An 18,451-nucleotide genomic window follows, 5' to 3' on the forward strand; every position below is an offset into this window, starting at 1 on the left:
TTTATAAGGGTAGACTAGTTACGTCTGTGTTCATTTTTTTTATTCGTAATTAAATCTACCTACAATCAAACTTGCAGGCGGACTGTTAAGATAGAAATGAGTCTGTTATGTATATTGGTATCCATTAACACGGTTAAGGAAACCATGTTTTCGTTACTCTGAATCTTTCAATCTTTATTTTCAGTTTGTAGAATTATTTGTTATATTTTTTGCAAAGTTATGAAATAATTTCAAAAGTTCTTATTAAACTCCTTATTTTAACACATTTGTGGTAGTTAAGAACAATATTTTGGGCTGTAAGAGAATTATTTGAGATACCTTATAAAAGTATCTGAAAATTAATGAGAGGTAGTTGAATAACAATCGGACTCTTTATAATCTGCGTTGATGTGTTGTTTCTGATGTTGTTTCTTTGCGTCTCTGCTACTATTGTATGCGTTTCCTATATTAGCGACAGCCTATTGTAATAGTTTTATTTACGTGTAAGTAGAACTTTATTTACGTGTAAGTAGAACTTTATTTACGTGTAAGTAGAACTTTATTTACGTGTAAGTAAAACTTTACTTACGTGTAAGTAATAGCTTTATTTCAGCATAAAGTCGATGCGGATTTATATGAAAAGCGTAAGAATATTGGGAGAGAAATAGTAGTTATTCGTAGAGTTGTGTTTCTCTGCATATAAATAACCAAAAGAAAGCCCCCTCATTAAATGCTTCGAACAGCATAAAATGAGAGGGCTACACAGTCATTAGTAGTGATTAATGTGAGATTTTAAATGCGTTTTTTGAGCCGTCTTCGTGGTATATCTGTAGTAAGATTGTGCCTTTTGGCAGTGCCGAAAGGTTGATACAATCTGTATAAAGCGTGTTTATTAAACTTCCATTTAGAGAGAATATACTAACTTTGCTTGTTTGCTTTAACACTATTTTTCCATTGTTTATTATGGGTTGTGAGTCGTTATTCACAGTTTGAATGCGCGTTACATTGTATATTCGGATAGGTAAGAATATAAGTTCTTTATCTTTCTGGCAAATATATCCGTCAATATCTCCAGTAGCTCCGTTAGTTGGACGTTCTGAAACGCCTTCTGAAACAAGTAACTTTAGTTCGTTTTCGTTATCGGTTATAAGCATTTCGTTTGTATTGGTAGATTTAAAGGTAATGCCTTTTAGACTAACTAAACGTGCTTCGAGAGTTTTTGCATTGTCTAAAAGCGATTTTAGCTCTACATTTTGTGCTGTAACCGTATTGTTAGACGAGAGAATAGAGAGATAGGTTGGTATAAAAAGCAACATTCCGTTGTCTTCTTTTACTAACTTTCCTTTTAGTTTACCAATTTTGTCGCCTGTTTTAACATTGTAGCCTGCAAGAGAGTGTGTATCTATAGCAATGCCAGCAGTATTATCTTCGAAGAAAGTATAATTAGGATTGTTGCCAGCTTGCCCAGTAACCAGCATTTCGTTTATAAGAGTATAGTTATAATCTACATTTGTTTTTGCATTACGCAAGGCAGCAATATCGTTTAGAATAGTGCTGTTTTTGTATCTAACTTTAAGTTCTTCAGAAATGCTCGCTTCTCTATCGTTATACAATGGCACAATTTGGAACGTATAAATACCATTAGGTAGCGACATTGCCGACCAACGACAAGTATCTGCAATGCCAGTTTCTATGCCATTCACTAATATTTTGTAACCCGTTAAATCTTTAATTCTTTCAGGTTCTTTCCATCGTAGAGTATCTTTCGTAAGAGTTAGCGATTTTGGCATACGCGTGAAGTGATATTCTTTCGATGCAACGAACTCTTCGGTAGATACATTTTTCCAATTATTGTTGCGGAAGTCGTCGTGTGTAATGCGTGTTATACATTCTGTTTCTGTAGAATAGTTATAGTTCTCGCGTTTGTTTGGCACAAGTTTTCCATTATTGCTACATTCTTCTATGCGTGTTTTTACCTCTCCTTTATTGCCGAAAGTTGTTTCTATACGTGCAATTAGCGGCGCCGTTATATCGGTTGAGGCGTAAACACTGTCTAACTGGTGCGAAAGATACTTACCATTAAATTCTAATGAGCTGTTTGTAAGTGCAGTTACAGTAGAATCTCCTTGTGCGTTAAATTTGTAAGCAACAGTTTGTATAGGATATTGGTAAGAAATGCTGGGGTCTGTAAAGTAGTATTCAGCATTATCTTTTACGAATATTTGCTTATCTTTATCGAAAACAAATACTTGTTTAGCCGATAACGCACCAGCCGAATTGTACAGATATTGTGTTTTTTGATGTTTTTCCCAATTCTTATTTGCAGGGTTATACAAATCAACTTCTTCCAATTCTGTCTTTGTAGAATACTTACGTATAGAAACTTTTGTGCGTTTTTTAGGCTGACCGAAGGCATCGTATGCAATATAGAACGATAAAGTTTCGCCCATTGAAGTGCTTGTATAATAATATTTGTTGGTTTGTTTTATGTCGCCATCTTCGTTTTTTACAGTAGAATATTCGTTTTGCCAATGTGCAGTAACTTGTTCGGCAACATTAGTTAAGTCAATTTCGAATGTAAGTGGGTCCGATTCTCCTTCTTCGTAAATGGCATAAAGCTCTACTTTTACTTTTTCTTTATCGTAATATGCGAATGTACCAAAGAGTTGTTCCGGATTATCAGTTTTTCCTGTTGCTTGATGGCTCTTATTAGAAGCAACCCATCTATAACCTTTTAGTGTAAGATTTTTATATTTTGGTGCATCAAACTTAAATTTCACATTCCATTTGGTGTAATATTCCTTGTAAACTAATTCTGGATTTGTTGGAGCTGGTAAATTCAATTTTATTGTCTGCTGAATAATATCGCTGCAATTGCCAATATTATCTTTTTCGTATACAGGCACAACGCTATAGAAATGAATTCCACGAGGCTGATTGTGTAATGTGAAATGTGTATCGGTATATAACTCATCTTGTAAAGTGTAATCAGCAAGAACCTTATAACCTTTTAAACCTGTGGTATATTCGGGTGGTGTTATTTGGAAAATAACATCGCTTGGCGCATCGGCTTGCGTTGTTATGCTTGCTTTTGGCGTTTGTTTTTCGCTATAAAGATGGTTCTGATAAACAAATTTATAGGTTTGTAAGAACTCTTGCGAGGTTGTATTAAACCTAAATTCTTCTACTTCTGTTGGGATAGTATCCGAAAGAGTATATGTGTAATTATGTTTTTGATATAGACGGAAAGCAGAAGTTCCATTTGGTTCATTCACCTTTTTATATAAAGTATCGCAAACCAAACGTTTTTGATTATCGTAAGCTAACACTTTTCTTTCTTGCATTTCCTCGCTTTTACTGGTAAATACAATTAGTTTTGTTTCGCTTAATAGCTTGTCTGCATTATAATAGAAAAGCGTTTGTCGTTGTTTTTTAGCTTCTGTTTTCCCATTACTATACGAGAAATAAGTAATGGTAGCACAATTTCCTTCGGTATTGTATGTGTATTGTTCTTCTGTTTTCTTTTCGTTTTTTGGCGAATAGTGTACAATTGTAGCCAATTTGTTTTGTTGGTTGTATGTATACGCAACAGAATCTATTCTATAAGGTACATTGGTTTTATAGCTATATTGTGTTGAATACGACATAAGTTTGCTACCATTATTATAATAGTAGCACGATTTTACTCTGTCTGTACTATCAGAAAGCAAACGCAATTGTGCGTCGTATATATAAATAGTATTTACAGGAGTTTGTAATTTTCCGTCTCTTGTATAATTATATTTACTGCTTTGTGCTAAAAGTCCCTGTTTATTATAAAAGAAATGTTCTAATACTTTATCGTCTTCTGTTTTAACTAATGTACCATCGGGAGCTTGTTGAAATTTTATGCGGCGAGTTTTTATTTTCTCGTTTTTCAACATTGCTTGTGGTTGTGCCGATAATAAGAGCACAGAAAAGGTAAAAAGAATTGTTAGCAGCTTTCTCATAGTTGTATATTCTATTTCTACATTTAGTTTTTCTTGTAAACTTTGGCTTTAATGGTTTGCCCATTAATTTGTGCTTTTACAATATAAATACCTTTAGCCAGACCATCTATATTGTAATTGGTTTGACTTAATGCAGAATTAAACACTTCTGTTCCTGCTAAATCGTAGATACTTACTTTTGTAGCCTTTTGAGAGCATACCAACATATTGTTGTTTATATATATAGAAGCCAACGATGGTGTATTAAGTGTCTGAATAATCTCGTTTACTATGGGAGTTTTAATGCAAATAACTTCTTTTTTCTCTAATTCTCCGTTAGAATCTACAGAACGATAAGAGGCAACAATTAAGTCGAGTCCGCTACCAACTGTTTGACAATCTAAATATTCTGTATTGCTTGGCAACTTATCGTATAAATTAAATCCGAACTTTTGTTTAAGATATTCAGAAAGTTCTATCTTTTCGTTGTTTTCGTGTAATAGTAGAATTATTTTATTTCCATCAGACGAAAGCATATCACCATCGTTAGATACTGCTATTGGCACAAAATCGGGAACTGTTTTTATTATTTCAACTTCTTTCGTAACAGTATTGTAGCGACATGGGTAAACTAATTGCCCTGTTCGTTCAATATTGATAGAACCTTCTGTATACGAATACTGATTTATTACAACGGTTGGGGCAAGATACTTTCCGTTTTCACTCATTATAACTGGTACCGATGTAAATTCTGGGCCTTTTTTCCAGGCTTTAAAGAATTCGAATTGCCATTTAGAATGTGCTCTTTGGTATGCTTTTACTTGTTCGCTATAATCTGTCTCTCCAGGATGCGCAGTTATAAAGTCTTTTGTTTGTGGTTCTTTGTCAGCCCATGTTTTATAAACGTCCATATTATAAGAAAGAGCAACAAAAGGAGTTTCAAAGTCCCATGTTCCGTTATCTTTTTTATGGAAAATTATGGGTTGAGAGTAGAAACCGTGTTGTTCCATCATTACACCAATAATGGTTTTACCGTCTGGCGAGATGGTACGAGGGGAAACAAATTGTGTTTTACCACCTAAAAAGTCTGTTTCTGGATTAGGTAGTGCAATGTATTTATATTCGTTGTCGTCTTGTTTCTCCCATAATGCAGGAATTGTTTTATATGGGCTATTAGCGTTTCCTTTACCAATTAAATATCCTGTTATGTATTTTCCATCGCCTGTACATTGTGCGCACGTTCCATCTTTCCATTCTCCTTCCGGACATGGTAGTGCTTCCCAGCCAATTTCTCCGTCTCTATAGATGGCTGGTTGTTTCTTATCGTTTTTTCCAACCAAAGTTCCATCGTCTGTAACGTCTAAAGCTGCCATATCCGAATATGAATCGGCAGCAGGAATTGTTATAAGTTTCTTTTCTTTTAGGTCAAAGCGGTAAGCTTCTTCGTACATACGTGCTCCGCATATATATCTTCCGCTGTTTGATATGCCTTTTACGTTAATAGAAGTGCCCGTAAAAATTATTTCTGGATTGTTTTCTGTTTGTGCTTGGGCAGATAGTTGGAAAGAAAGTGCTGCACCAATTAACGAAAAGTAAAATTGATATTTCATAAATAGTATATATTTCGGTATTTGTTTGTTAGATTGTTGTTCGCAAAGATAGTAGTTCTTACCAGAAAAGAGTACTAATCGGGCACGTTTGATTGTTTAAATTCGTGAATTCAGACAAATTAGAAACTTAAAATGCTATTTAGCATTAGCATTTCTTTGAAAATCGAGCGGTGTAAGTCCTGTTATTTGTTTGAAAGCTGCAATAAACGATGAGCGCGATTTAAAGCCAACACTGTTGCCAATAGCCTCTAATGTATAGCCACTGTAGTGTTCTTTATCTTCTATTCGTTTGCAAGCTTCTTTAATTCTGTACTTATTAAGAAGGTTTGAGAAACTACATTGCATAAGTTCGTTAATTACTTGCGATATGTATTTGTAGTTTACTCCAACTTGGTTTGCCAGTTGATTGGCAGAAAAGTCGCAGCTAAATATACATTCATCGTTATCCATTAGCGAAAGAATTTTTTGTAGTAGCTCTTCTTTGCGTTCTTCGCTTAGCGTGCTCGATTTATATTTTCTTTCTACTTTCTCTTCTGCAAAATGTTCTTCTAAAGCTTTTCTACGCATTCGTTCTTTTTCTTCCGATTGGAAAAGCTCTATATTTTTTTGGAATAATGCTTTATTAGATTGATTTAATTTTTTATTTTTCGATGCAACTGCAAAAAGCGAAACAACTATGGTGCAACCTATAATCATAAATAGGCAAATAACCATTCGTTGCATTTCTTTTTCGTGTTCCAATTGTTTAAGATGAAAGGTTACATCTTTCATCTTGTTTTCAAACTCCATTTCGTTTACACTTGCAATAAGCCTATAGTTCAATAACGAGTCTTTTAGCAAAATATATTTGTTTTGATAAATTGCCGATTGTTTACTGTCGCCAATTTTTGCAAATGTTTTATACAACAGTTTGTATGCCTCCAGTTTAGTATCTTTTGTTTCGTACTGAATGCTAATATATTCTCCTTTTTTCAATTCTTGCAGAGCAGTTTTGTAGTTTTTTTGTAAGCTATATGCTTTTGCAAGGTTTATGTGTGCCAAATGTATGTAACGTGCATACTCGTGAGAAAGCTGTTTAAACAGCAACAATTGTTTGTTAAAACATTTTATGGCTGTTGGTGCATCTTTTTTATCTAATGCAACCATTCCAGAATAGAGTAGAGTATTGTAATTATATTCTGCAGTATTGAAATTTTTAGGAATTTGTTTCAGCAAAGCCATTTCGTTTTGCATAGCATATAGTTTGTGTAGTTCGGCAGAAACCATAACTATGTTTCCAAAAGCATCTAACATTACCGCCCAATCGTTATGTCGGCGTGCCCCGTAGTATGCTACTTTATAATGGCTAAGAGCTTTATTGTAGAGCGATTTTTCTGAACTTTGTTCAGCAATCATTTGATACATAAAACCAAAATCTAAGTAAACCCACGAACTGTTCAGATTACGTTCTTTGCATACATTTAAACTTTCTTTTAGAATTTCGTTTGCCTTTATATAATCGTAGTAATGAAAGAAGTAAATATACCATAAACCGCTGAGCGTTTTTGTTAATGTTGTGTCGTTTATAGTTTCTTTTGCATCAGCATATCTTTTGTACACAATGCTATAGCAAATTAAGGCACTATCTATATTGTTTTTTTGGCTAATATATGCCGATGCCTCTTTAAGCAATTTGCTATTAGAGTGTGTTTTTAAATTTGTTATTAGGTTGTTAGCAGTATTCTTCTTGGTAGTAGGCGCACTTTTATTGTTGGTTGTATTGTATTTCTCATTCAAGCAATTATCTTGCTTTTTTGTATTCGCCAATAAGTTTTGTGCACTTACAAATATTGCTATCAATAAGTAGACTACAAATAGTGTTCTCCGCCCCATGTATTGTTATTCTATTGTTTTGATGTTCTTATTTTGTTGCAATATTATAAATAATTTTTATATGTAGCAAGTTTTTTTACGTTTTGTATAGTCTACCCCCCAAAACATTCAAAGCAAATTGTTTTATGTTGCTTCGGTTTAACTTAAGCTAAAAAGGCTATTAGGGTATTGAATAAATGAAAAATAAAAGGAGAGAAGAAATAATACAATTATTTAAATAACAAGCTATTACTGTTTTATAGTTTTTGGATAATTATTAGAGCGCAAGTTCAACATAGAACTGCAATCCCAAGTGTAGGTTTAGCTTAATAATCTATACCAGAAAACACCGAGGGGGTTGGGGGCGAGCAGCTCCCATAAGTAGAAAATCAACAAGCAATGCATAAAAATAAAAAAGGGAGACCTCTGTCTCCCAAAGATTAACTAACTTTGCACTTGCTTGTTGGATTCACGCATCTTATTAGTTCGAGAAGTGTTGAAAAACTTGTTAAAAACAATTCTATGCCAAAGGAATATAGAAATGGTATAACTAAGCAAGAGGCAAACGATTTATTCATATCTGACCTTAGTGTAACAGAAAAGGGGTTAAGAAGGCGAGTGAAAGTCCCTTTATTCCAATGTGAATTTGATGCCTTGGTTAGCTTGTTGTATAATGCAGAAGTAGATCTTAAAGCACCCAATTTGTTCACACACTTGGAGAACAAAGAATACCAAGCAGCAGCAGAGGAGTTCAAGGACATCATCAATAGAGGAACGGCATCAGAAAAAGGTTTAAGAAACAGAAGACTTAAAGAAGTTGACATCTTTAACAACAGCAACTACATAAACAATTAGATATGAGGTGTGTTATTATTTTACTTTTATCAGCTCTATGTGCGTGTAAAGCGCCTTCAAAGGAAGTGTATGTATCTGAGCAAAGAGAAATTTATTCAGAACAAGAAGTGAAGTCTTCTTGTGTAGGAGAACGTATTAACTGGCAATTTATATCATTAGATAATATATATAATTCAGACTCACAAGCAGCTTCCTCCTTATTAACGAGACTCTCAGTTCCTCCAAAAGTAGAGACAAACAAGGACACGCTTATTATTAATGGAAAACAAAAGATTCTTTTTAGCCAACATAAAGAGATACCCAAATCCTATTTTATGTATGATACCCGATATTACATAAAAGATTTACATAACTATTTCATTAAAGCCAATAAAGAGTTTTCATTAAATATTAAAGATTCAATACCATATTTACAAATAGAAAGATATTTAGATGAAGAGAATGGTGCTTTTGATTGGGAGGATTATACTTTATGGCAAACAATACCTTGTAATGGGAAAGATCTGTTCTTGATATATAAAAGAAAATTTGTCTTACATTATAAGAATCCCCAAAGTGGATTTTATTCCAATACGGAGGATATGCACAATAAATCCCTTAGGGCAATTACGAATAAGAGTCTCTTGGCGAAGAGTAACGAAACATTGCCATACGATAAGCGTATTGACATAAAGACAGTAAAATACAATTTGATAGAAAGTAAGTACCTGAAAGGTGTTTCTGAATTTCTTTGTGATACAGGGAGCAAACTCAGGTACCTACCGTTGCCCAATAAAGGCGATATATATTTGATTTTGGTTCCAATGGATTGTGGGGATTTTGACTATCGATTTTATTTACTATCTATCAAGAATAATACCATCATATCAAACCTCTATGTTGAAGGAATTTGGTTTGAACCAGACAGTGATGAGTCTAAGGAGATTACATCCTTTAGAATTGATAAAAACTTTTCTATTAAGGTTAAAACTACATTTATAGATTCTTCTCAGAAAGTTAAAACTTATATAATTAGGGATGACGGTAAAATTATCGAAAAATAGAATAACCACCAATAGGAATACTCTCTAATTTCATTAAAATAATAAATTCGTAGGAAATAGAATATAATAGACTGTATGTTGTCAAATAAAAGTGCACCAGTGCGAGTATAGTTACTTTATTTGATATTACGAGACCTTTGCAAAAGTCTTTTTACACCCAAAAGCTACTATTGATAATCAATGAGTTATATTTATGATTTTGCCATCTACATCTATATGAGGTTTTGCAGAGGTCTCTATACCTGATTTCCAAAGGGATAATTTTTGTATTTGTAGCAGATAAAGGAAATTTCAGATGGAAGAATCTGTAAAGGAAAGAAACACTCGCAAGTTCAACATAAAACTGCAATCACGAACAAATTAAGTAAATTTGCACTTGCTTGTTGAATTCACGGATTTTTAATTATAAATTATCTGCATTTTAATTAAAAATTATCTGCATTTTAATTATAAATTAGTGGGAGAAGAATATTCTGTGAAAAAGGGAAATAAAAATCCCCTCCCGAAAATGGAATCGAGAGGGGAATTTTATCTATATTGTTAGTGGTTTAGTTGAGCCACTTAACATACGCAAAATCTTGACGGTGTGGTAATAAACTATTCTTTGGATACATACGAACAGCACATTTGAATGCACCAGCGTCAGACGCATCAAAATCTAACTGGAAAGTATAGAGATTACCTTCGGTCTTTACGAGCTTAAATGGTAGAACTTTGTGAATATTAACATCATCAATAGGAGTGTTGTTAAGTATTACGAGTTCCAAACCAACAGCATCTTGCAAACCTTGTTCGTCTATAGTGAAGGTAAGAGTAGTTGTTTTTCCAGTAACAGCATTGAAAAGCGAATCGAAATTATGCGATACAACGTTGATACTATCCCAACGTTCTGCTACAGTTTCTTTCCACAATGCAATTTCTTTCGCTAAACGGTTGTTGTTTGCATGTAAGTTAGCCGAACGTTCAGCCTGCTTATTATAGAATTTAGTATAATAATCGTCTAACTGACGTTTCATTGTGTAATGTGGAGCAATAGTAGCTATAGAATTTTTAACTACCTTAACCCAATCGGCAGAATATGTTTTACCCTTTGTTTTATTGAAGAATAAAGGAGTAATTTCGTTCTCTAACAAACTGTAAATAGTTGCTGCATCGAGTTTATCCTGATACTCTTGGTTTTGATAAGTACGTTTTTCAGGAAGAGCCCAACCAGCACCCTTACGATAGCCTTCAACCCACCAGCCATCAAGCACAGATAAGTTTACAACACCGTTCATTTCAGCTTTTTCACCCGAAGTACCACTTGCTTCTAATGGACGTGTAGGAGTATTCATCCAAATATCGACACCAGAAACAAGGCGACGTGCCAATTCCATATCGTAGTCTTCAAGGAAAATAATCTTACCAAGGAACTGCGGCATTTGTGAAATTTCGAATATACGCTTAATTAATCCCTGACCAGCACCGTCAGCTGGGTGCGCTTTACCAGAGAAGAAGAAGAGAACAGGACGTTCAGGATTGTTCACAATCTTTTCTAAACGTGTTAAATCGGTAAATAGAAGATGTGCACGTTTATATGTAGCAAAGCGACGACAGAAGCCAATCATCAATGCGTTAGGGTTAATCTTTTCGAGAATAGACACAACTTTAGCAGGGTCTCCCTGATTGCGAAGCCATTGTTGTGTGAATTTATCGCGAATATACTTTATAAGTTTATTCTTTAAAGCCATACGTGTGTTCCATATTTCTTCATCGGGAACATTATATATAGCGTGCCAAATTTTTTCGTTACTTTGGTCTGACATAAAACTGTCGTCAAAGTTTGCAGCATATACTTTACGCCACTCAGTTGCAGTCCATGTTGGTAGGTGAACACCATTTGTAACATAGCCAACACTATTTTCTTCTGGGAAATAACCTTTCCATAATGGTGCAAACATTTTTTGACTTACCCAACCATGAAGGCGAGATACACCATTAATTTCCTGTGAAGTGTTGCATGCAAAGGTGCTCATACAGAAACGTTCGTTGTGGTCGTCTGGATTAGTACGTCCCATACCAATAAATTCGTCCCAGCTAATACCTAATTTTTCTGGAAAACCAGACATATATTTGCTGAAAAGAGCTTCGTCGAAATAGTCGTGTCCTGCTGGAACAGGTGTATGAACAGTATAAAGAGAAGAAGCACGAACAAGCTCCATTGCTTGATTAAATGTTAATCCTTGTTCAACATAGTCGCACAGACGTTGCAAATTGCAAAGAGCTGCGTGTCCTTCGTTACAATGATATATATCTTTTTGTATGCCGAGTTTTTTCAATGTAAGAATACCACCAATACCCAACAAAATTTCTTGTTTAATGCGGTTCTCCCAATCACCACCATACAAGGCATGGGTAATAGACTTGTCGAATTCTGAATTCATATCGTTGTCGGTATCAAGTAAGTAAAGTTTAATACGTCCAACGTTTACTTGCCATACCAAAGCATGAACCATATAATTGGTGTAAGGAACATCAACAACCATTTGACTTCCATCGGCGTTAAGAACACGTTCTATAGGAAGAGAATTAAAAGTTTGTGCATCGTATTTTGCTATTTGTTGTCCGTCCATAGAAAGACTCTGGCGGAAATAACCGTAACGATATAGGAAACCAACAGCACAGAGGTCTACATTAGAGTCTGATGCTTCTTTGAGATAATCTCCAGCGAGCATTCCCAAACCACCAGAATAGATTTTTAATACCTGATTGAGGCCGAACTCCATGCAGAAGTAAGCTACTGATGGGCGTTTTGTGTTAGGTTTAACGTTCATATAGTCTTTAAACATCTTATAAACGTTCTTCACACGTTTCATCAGTTCTTTGTCTTTTACAATAGCCTCTTTACGATCGTAGCTCAATTGTTCGAGCAACAATACAGGATTATGTCCTACTTTTTCGTAAAGTTCTTCGTCCAGATGGGTAAAAAGGCTACGCGCCTCATGAGTCCAACCATACCAGAGGTTGTGTGCAATCTCATCTAAACAAGTCAATTCTTTAGGAAGACTTGACTTAATGTTCACCTCTCTCCATTGAGGCTCATTTGAATAATCAGACTTAATTTTCATAATTTCATTTATTATGTTATTTATATATATTCTTTATCCCTACAATCTAAATCCGTCTATCGCTATATCGGGATATATTTTGTTGTTACATTTCTTTTTTTAATCTTATGTCTCTATTCTTTAAAGCAATGTCGTAAGCAGTTTTGTAAGCTTGTATGAACTCGCACCACAATGCTTTCTTAGAAAGTTTTTGTGCGTTAGTTCTACATTTATCAGCTGTTTTCTTATCCATTGCAGCATATTCTTTAATGGTTTGTTTAATGCTGTCTGCTACTTCAAAATAATTATCGTCAGTTCTGTGTATTACTTTCACACCATCTGTTATTTCGCAATATCGGTTCTTCAGATGGTTAGCCCATAAGCCAAATCCAGCAAGGTCGGTTGTGATACAAGGAACTTTGAAAGCAATTGATTCTAATGGTGTATAGCCCCATGGTTCGTAGTATGAGGGGTAAATACAGATGTCGTTACCTAATATTACGTCATAATACGACATATTTACTATTCCATCGTTCCCGTTTAAATAACAAGGTATAAATATTAGTTTCACCTTATCGGTTGGAGCATTCATTATACCTAAATGACGTGCCATATTCAATACAGCATCAGAATCCATATTATGTAGTTCGTGCGTAATAAGTGGAAGGAACAATGCTGTATCATATATTTTGTTTGTTGCTAAACGTTCCTGTAAATCGGTACGTGGACGAGCAACCCAACCTGGAACTTCTATAAAAGCAACAATTTCGCGATTTAGTTCCTCATCGTACCTTAATTTATTTATAGCCTCAATAAAGACATCAATACCTTTATTTCTAAATTCGTAACGTCCGCTTGTAGACACTATAAGAGCATTGTCGTTGAGTTTAGAACCTGTAAGAGTTTCAGCAATATGCAACAATCGTTTGCGTGCAGCATTACGTTTTTTGGTAAATAAAGTAGCTTTGGGAACAAAGTCGTCTTCAAATCCGTTTGGTAACACTACATCAACAGGTCTGTCTAAGAGTTCTTTACATTCCATTGCTGTAATATCGCTCACAGTGGTGAAACAATCTACATAATGTGCAGTTTTCTTCTCAATAGAATGCTTGCTCTGCATATTGAGTTCGTCTGCCATTTGGTCGCCATTATATGCTTGCAAATGGCTATATAGTGGTTTGTTGTTTCCAGCTATACTACGTCCAATCCCAGTTGCATGCGTAGTAAAGATAGTTGAAATTTCTGGTACATCGTGTTGCAATGCCAATGCAGCAAAGCCAGTTTGCCATTCGTTAGCATGGAATATAACATTGTTGCAGTTGCTTAAATAGAACCTAAAGTAACTTTCAACAACTTTTGCTGTAGCATAAGAAAACATAGCAGAATCGTCATAATCGCCGTAAGCATGTAAACTGTCTACACTGTAACGTTCCCAAAGCTCACCATAGAAGTTATTCTTAGTAGCGTAGCAATCCTTAAAATCAATAAGGAAAGCTATTGGAGAACCAGGAATATTCCATCTACCAACTTTTAAACTTAATCCTTCTTGCTTTGCAACAGCCAACCAGTTGCTGAAAAGTGCTTTGTCTTCAATAAAGTATGGGTTTTCTTCTCCGTTGAAACAATCAGGACCAATAAAGATAATGCGGTCTTGCATTATCTCTTGTAATGTCTTTGCGCGTGTGGAAAGTACAGTGTAGATGCCTCCGACCTTATTACATACTTCCCAACTCGCTTCAAAAATGAAATCCAAGAACATCTTTTTTTATCTTATCAATAAATGCAAAGGTACGATAAAAAAATGAACCACAAAGAGTAGAACGAATTATTTTAGGCGTTTTAATCTTTAAATTATGATATAAATCACGTTGTTTCTATACGGAATATTTAAACTTTAAAAAAGAAACGGACTTATTGCTACAATAAAGAAGAAAAAGAATTATCTTTGCAAATGTTATGAAAATAAAATTATATATATTGTTAATAGTGTTCTCGCTTAGCTCGCTTGTAACTATGGCGGCAGCAATTACTTCGATTGGTAAACAATCAACGAGTGAACAGGAAACTCCTGCAGATACTATTATCTTTAAAACTCATATAGAGAATAAGGAATATCAAGTTTGGCTCGATATCGACTTCTATAAACAAGATATAATTATACCTGGACAAGAGATATTTGGCGAAGTTCCAGGTTATCTTGGTGCTAAACGCGATACCCGAAAATGGATAATTGTAGATTTGGGAATTAAAGGGAATGTGGCTACGCTTGATATTATTAACGATTATGGGAGCGAAAATCTCGTTGCTACATTAACATATAATGGCGATGGAACCTATACTTTTAAACAGATAAAAGGAAGTACAATAGAGATAGTTGTGAACAATAAATGGGTGAAATTACCCCAAAAGATGATATTTAAGAAATGAGCGTAATGCCACTGTATTTGTTATTTTTAGTTCTACTTCTTATAGTATTTCAATATAATAGTGTAATTTTGCACTGATTCTTAAACATTAACTCGTTTGTATATACAAAAGAATGATAAAGAGATTATTGCTTTGCTTGTGTGTGTTTACCTTCCTATCGCAAGCTAATGTTTTTGCACAAGGTACGTCTAACAAAGACCATAATTTTAAAGTTGCTAAGAATTTAGAGACATTCTCTGCTATCTATAAATATCTTGATTTGATGTATGTAGATACGCTAAATGCCGATGAAGTTATAGGCAATGGTATTAATGCTATGTTGAGTTCGCTCGACCCTTATACTGTTTATTATCCAGAAGATAAGGTAAAAGAACTGGATATGATGATATCTGGTAAATATGCTGGTATTGGCGCACTAATTCGATACGATTTGAAATTGAATAATGTTACAATAGATGAACCGTATGAAAATATGCCTGCAGCAGAGGCTGGCTTGAAGAAAGGCGATATAATATTGTCTGTGAACGACTCTTCGATGTATAAAAAATCTACAAGTTATGTTAGCGACCACCTACGTGGCGATGCAGGTTCTACCTTTTTATTAAAGATAAAACGCCCATCAACTGGCAAAACAATGAAGTTTAAGCTTACTCGAAAGGCTATTCAAATGCCTGCAGTTCCTTATTATGGTTTGCAGCAAAATGGTATAGGGTATTTAGACTTAAACTCGTTCACGGTAGATTGTTCGAAAGATGTGCGTAAAGCTTTCTTAGAAATGAAGAAAGATGGAATGAAATCGTTAGTTCTAGACTTGCGTAATAATGGTGGAGGAAGTCTGCAAGAAGCTATAAATATAGTAAATATGTTTGTACCTAAAGGACTTGTGTTGGTTAATACAAAGGGAAAGTTGGAACGTGCTAACCGCGAATACAAAACAACGGTTGAACCAATTGATACACTTATACCGATTGTTGTGTTAGTAAACGACGAAACAGCGAGTGCAAGCGAAATAACAAGTGGTAGTTTGCAAGATTTAGACCGTGCAGTAATCTTAGGTACTCGTACTTATGGAAAAGGATTAGTGCAAGCCCCAATGGAACTTCCATATAATGGAAATTTGAAGCTAACTACAAGTAAATATTACATTCCGAGTGGACGGTGTATTCAAGCCATAAACTATAAACACAGTCGAGGTGGATATTTAGAACATGTACCCGATTCGTTAACTAAAGTGTTTCATACGGCAAATGGTAGAATTGTACGTGATGGTGGTGGTATTAATCCTGATGTAAAAGTCCTTCCCGACTCTCTTCCAAATATAGCATTTTATCTTGCTAATTCTGGAATGGACTCTACAGAGGTTATGACTAATTGGATACTCAATTATATTAAACAACACCCGACCATTGGCGATCCAAAAAGCTTTATTATTTCTGATGCCGACTACGAAAATTTCAAATCTGCTGTGATAAAGAGTGGCTTTAAATACGACCGACAAAGCGAGAAGGTTATAAAGAATCTTATTGATATAGCAAAGTTTGAAGGCTATTATGATGATGCGAAGTCTGAATTTGCTGCGTTAGAAAAGAAGTTGCAACATAACTTAGCAAAAGAACTTGACCATCACAAGCAAACCATAAAGCAAGTGCTTACAGCCGACCTTGTTGCTGCTTACTATTATCAGCGTGGAGCAATTGCCAATAGTTTGCAATTCGACAAACAATGGAAAGAAGCTGTAAAGTTGCTCGAAAATCCGCAAGAATATAAGAAGATATTAATGCCTAAGCAACATAATTAAGGCGAAGTTCTGAAATCATAATTTTATTTTTTCAGCAAATATTGCAATTCTCGGCATAATGGATATTTGACAGACAGGAAGACATCTTTGCACATAAAAAAATTAAGGGCTGAAATCCTCTCACTTGGATTTCAGCTCTTTTTCTTACTTTTTTACTATTGCTGTCCGGTAAAAGTTTAGAAGCAGTAAATGTAATTTCCAGACTACCACTAAAAGTAAAATTAGTTTCATCTCACTAAAAGTAAACTCCTTCTATTCCTCAAAAGAGCTTTTTAAGCAGACTGGAAAAACCAACTTAATTCCTACTTCTTATGATTGTACACTTACATAGATATTTTATGTGTAGTATTTCCAACACGTACAATGTAAACTCCCTTTGCAGGCATTCTTAATGTATAAGACTTTATCAGGTTGCCTTGCTCTATCATGGTTCCCTCTATACTATAAATGGAATAATGAATAGGCGATGAAAGCAAATTAGGAATTTCTATTACGAGTTCGTTGTCTTTCCCATATACTTTACATAGTTCGTTATTACTCATCTTGGGCGAAACGATTCCAGTTGGGAACTTATCTGTTTCAATGATGTTCGTGAAGTAGTTCCAACCGAAAGCCTCACGATACTTTTCGCCTGAACCGATAGGAACGTAAACGGGAATATCACTGGGGGTACTTCCACCAAATGGTCCATCACCGAAATTAACCATAGTATTATAATAACAAACGGGCGGTATTGGCGACATAGAATAAATCTTTTTTAGTTTCTCTAAATCCTGAAAAGCTTCTTTTCCGATGTATTCCATCGTAGCAGGGAAAACAATGGAATCAAGGCCAGAAGAACTGAAAGCATCACTACCAATCCATTTAAGTTTTGGGGGCAAATTGGTTTTAAGTTTTAAACAAGCGCTAAAAGCTTCCGTATTAATTTTTATTACAGATTCTGGAATTACTATTTTTTCTAACTCTATACACGAACTACATAAGTTATCAGGAATCTCTGTAAGCCCTTCCGGCAAAACAACTTTCTTTAATTTAAAGTTGCTAGCAAAGGTTTTATATCCTATCGTCCTTATAGTCTTGGGCAAGACAACTTCAGTAAGTCGCGTACCATGCATGCTTAAATATCCGATACTATCCAAGCCTTCTGGAAAATTCATATCATCTACTGAACTATCGAAAAAAGCAAATATACCTATAGTTTTGATTGTGGAAGGCAGAACAACTTTCTTGAGCTTGTAACAAAATTGAAAACATTGGGTTGGAATTTCCGTAACACCTTCAGGAATTATCAAAGGATTCACCGAGAGCCATCTATTTTCATCGAAACAGTTTTTTCCCAACTTTCTCAACGAGGAAGGAATATTGATTGTTTCCAATGTTAATCCATAAAATGCAAATTCACCAAACTCAGTAATATTATCGGGAAGAATAATACGGCGAATACCCAAATGGTATCCAGGCTTCTGCCAACCCCAATCAACAAATCCAGAATTTGGAATTTTATTGTTCTCAATCTGTGCATATTGCAAATTGACAACCTGCATAGAGCCATCCGTCGCACAACGAACAATTGTCTTAAAATCGGCTTTATTGATTGGACCATGCACAATTAATGAATCAAATTTATCCCATTTATCACCCAAGACTTGCTCCAACTCTCCATACTTGCTCACATTAGCATCAAAGAAAGAGGCTTGTCCATATACCTTTTGAGAGGAAAAGAGAATAAAGGACAAAAACACAAACAAATAATAAAATCTTTTCATCATAACTTCAAAGTATTATATTAAAAAATCATGGCAACAGGGAAAGAGCATTCCCCGTTGCCGAAAAA

Annotated in this window: 10 protein-coding genes; 4 read left to right on the top strand and 6 right to left on the bottom strand. The window is 34.8% G+C overall.

The annotated features are described in order from the left end of the window. Positions 1 to 758: 758 nt before the first annotated feature. The 3 genes from HMPREF9144_RS02335 to HMPREF9144_RS02345 form a co-directional block, all read right to left on the bottom strand. Positions 759 to 3,968, bottom strand: coding sequence for a hypothetical protein (locus HMPREF9144_RS02335; RefSeq protein ID WP_006044225.1), 3,210 nt, complete (start codon positions 3,966 to 3,968; stop codon positions 759 to 761). A 23-nt stretch (positions 3,969 to 3,991) separates the two neighbouring features. Next, positions 3,992 to 5,557, bottom strand: a complete 1,566-nt coding sequence (locus HMPREF9144_RS02340) for a T9SS type A sorting domain-containing protein (RefSeq protein ID WP_006044226.1) — start codon at positions 5,555 to 5,557, stop codon at positions 3,992 to 3,994. A 135-nt stretch (positions 5,558 to 5,692) separates the two neighbouring features. Then, positions 5,693 to 7,363 (bottom strand): helix-turn-helix domain-containing protein, encoded by a 1,671-nt coding sequence (locus HMPREF9144_RS02345; RefSeq protein WP_249031184.1) that lies wholly within the window; start codon positions 7,361 to 7,363, stop codon positions 5,693 to 5,695. 501 nt (positions 7,364 to 7,864) lie between these two features. Between HMPREF9144_RS02345 and HMPREF9144_RS02350 the strand changes: the two genes are divergently transcribed. Together HMPREF9144_RS02350 and HMPREF9144_RS02355 are read left to right on the top strand one after the other, a co-directional pair. Beyond that, positions 7,865 to 8,263, top strand: coding sequence for a lysozyme (locus HMPREF9144_RS02350; RefSeq protein WP_370992411.1), 399 nt, complete (start codon positions 7,865 to 7,867; stop codon positions 8,261 to 8,263). A 2-nt stretch (positions 8,264 to 8,265) separates the two neighbouring features. After that, complete coding sequence (locus HMPREF9144_RS02355; RefSeq protein ID WP_006044229.1) at positions 8,266 to 9,306, top strand: hypothetical protein; 1,041 nt, start codon at positions 8,266 to 8,268, stop codon at positions 9,304 to 9,306. A 548-nt stretch (positions 9,307 to 9,854) separates the two neighbouring features. Here the strand turns inward: HMPREF9144_RS02355 and glgP are convergent. Together glgP and HMPREF9144_RS02365 are read right to left on the bottom strand one after the other, a co-directional pair. Then, a complete protein-coding gene (gene glgP, locus HMPREF9144_RS02360) occupies positions 9,855 to 12,413 on the bottom strand; it encodes an alpha-glucan family phosphorylase (RefSeq protein WP_006044230.1) in 2,559 nt (852 codons plus the stop codon). Between the two features lie 85 nt (positions 12,414 to 12,498). Beyond that, entirely contained in the window at positions 12,499 to 14,151 is a 1,653-nt protein-coding gene (locus HMPREF9144_RS02365) for a glycogen/starch synthase (RefSeq protein WP_006044231.1), read from the bottom strand. Between the two features lie 254 nt (positions 14,152 to 14,405). Between HMPREF9144_RS02365 and HMPREF9144_RS02370 the strand changes: the two genes are divergently transcribed. Continuing rightward, entirely contained in the window at positions 14,406 to 14,819 is a 414-nt protein-coding gene (locus tag HMPREF9144_RS02370; protein WP_006044232.1) for a hypothetical protein, read from the top strand. 112 nt (positions 14,820 to 14,931) lie between these two features. Next, positions 14,932 to 16,617, top strand: a complete 1,686-nt coding sequence (locus HMPREF9144_RS02375) for a S41 family peptidase (protein WP_169310311.1) — start codon at positions 14,932 to 14,934, stop codon at positions 16,615 to 16,617. A gap of 323 nt (positions 16,618 to 16,940) precedes the next feature. Here HMPREF9144_RS02375 and HMPREF9144_RS02380 read toward each other — a convergent pair whose 3' ends face one another. Continuing rightward, positions 16,941 to 18,383, bottom strand: coding sequence for a leucine-rich repeat domain-containing protein (locus HMPREF9144_RS02380; protein WP_040595515.1), 1,443 nt, complete (start codon positions 18,381 to 18,383; stop codon positions 16,941 to 16,943). Between the last annotated feature and the right edge of the window lie 68 nt (positions 18,384 to 18,451).

Origin of the sequence: Prevotella pallens ATCC 700821, from assembly GCF_000220255.1 — a bacterium.
Taxonomy (GTDB): Bacteria; Bacteroidota; Bacteroidia; order Bacteroidales; family Bacteroidaceae; genus Prevotella; species Prevotella pallens.

Excerpts from the sequence above, each read along its gene's own strand:
- HMPREF9144_RS02335 (WP_006044225.1), bottom strand. The coding sequence starts at position 3,968 with ATGAGAAAGCTGCTAACAATTCTTTTTACCTTTTCTGTGCTCTTATTA.
- HMPREF9144_RS02340 (WP_006044226.1), bottom strand. The coding sequence starts at position 5,557 with ATGAAATATCAATTTTACTTTTCGTTAATTGGTGCAGCACTTTCTTTC.
- HMPREF9144_RS02355 (WP_006044229.1), top strand. The coding sequence starts at position 8,266 with ATGAGGTGTGTTATTATTTTACTTTTATCAGCTCTATGTGCGTGTAAA.
- glgP (WP_006044230.1), bottom strand. The coding sequence starts at position 12,413 with ATGAAAATTAAGTCTGATTATTCAAATGAGCCTCAATGGAGAGAGGTG.
- HMPREF9144_RS02365 (WP_006044231.1), bottom strand. The coding sequence starts at position 14,151 with ATGTTCTTGGATTTCATTTTTGAAGCGAGTTGGGAAGTATGTAATAAG.
- HMPREF9144_RS02370 (WP_006044232.1), top strand. The coding sequence starts at position 14,406 with ATGGCGGCAGCAATTACTTCGATTGGTAAACAATCAACGAGTGAACAG.
- HMPREF9144_RS02375 (WP_169310311.1), top strand. The coding sequence starts at position 14,932 with ATGATAAAGAGATTATTGCTTTGCTTGTGTGTGTTTACCTTCCTATCG.
- HMPREF9144_RS02380 (WP_040595515.1), bottom strand. The coding sequence starts at position 18,383 with ATGAAAAGATTTTATTATTTGTTTGTGTTTTTGTCCTTTATTCTCTTT.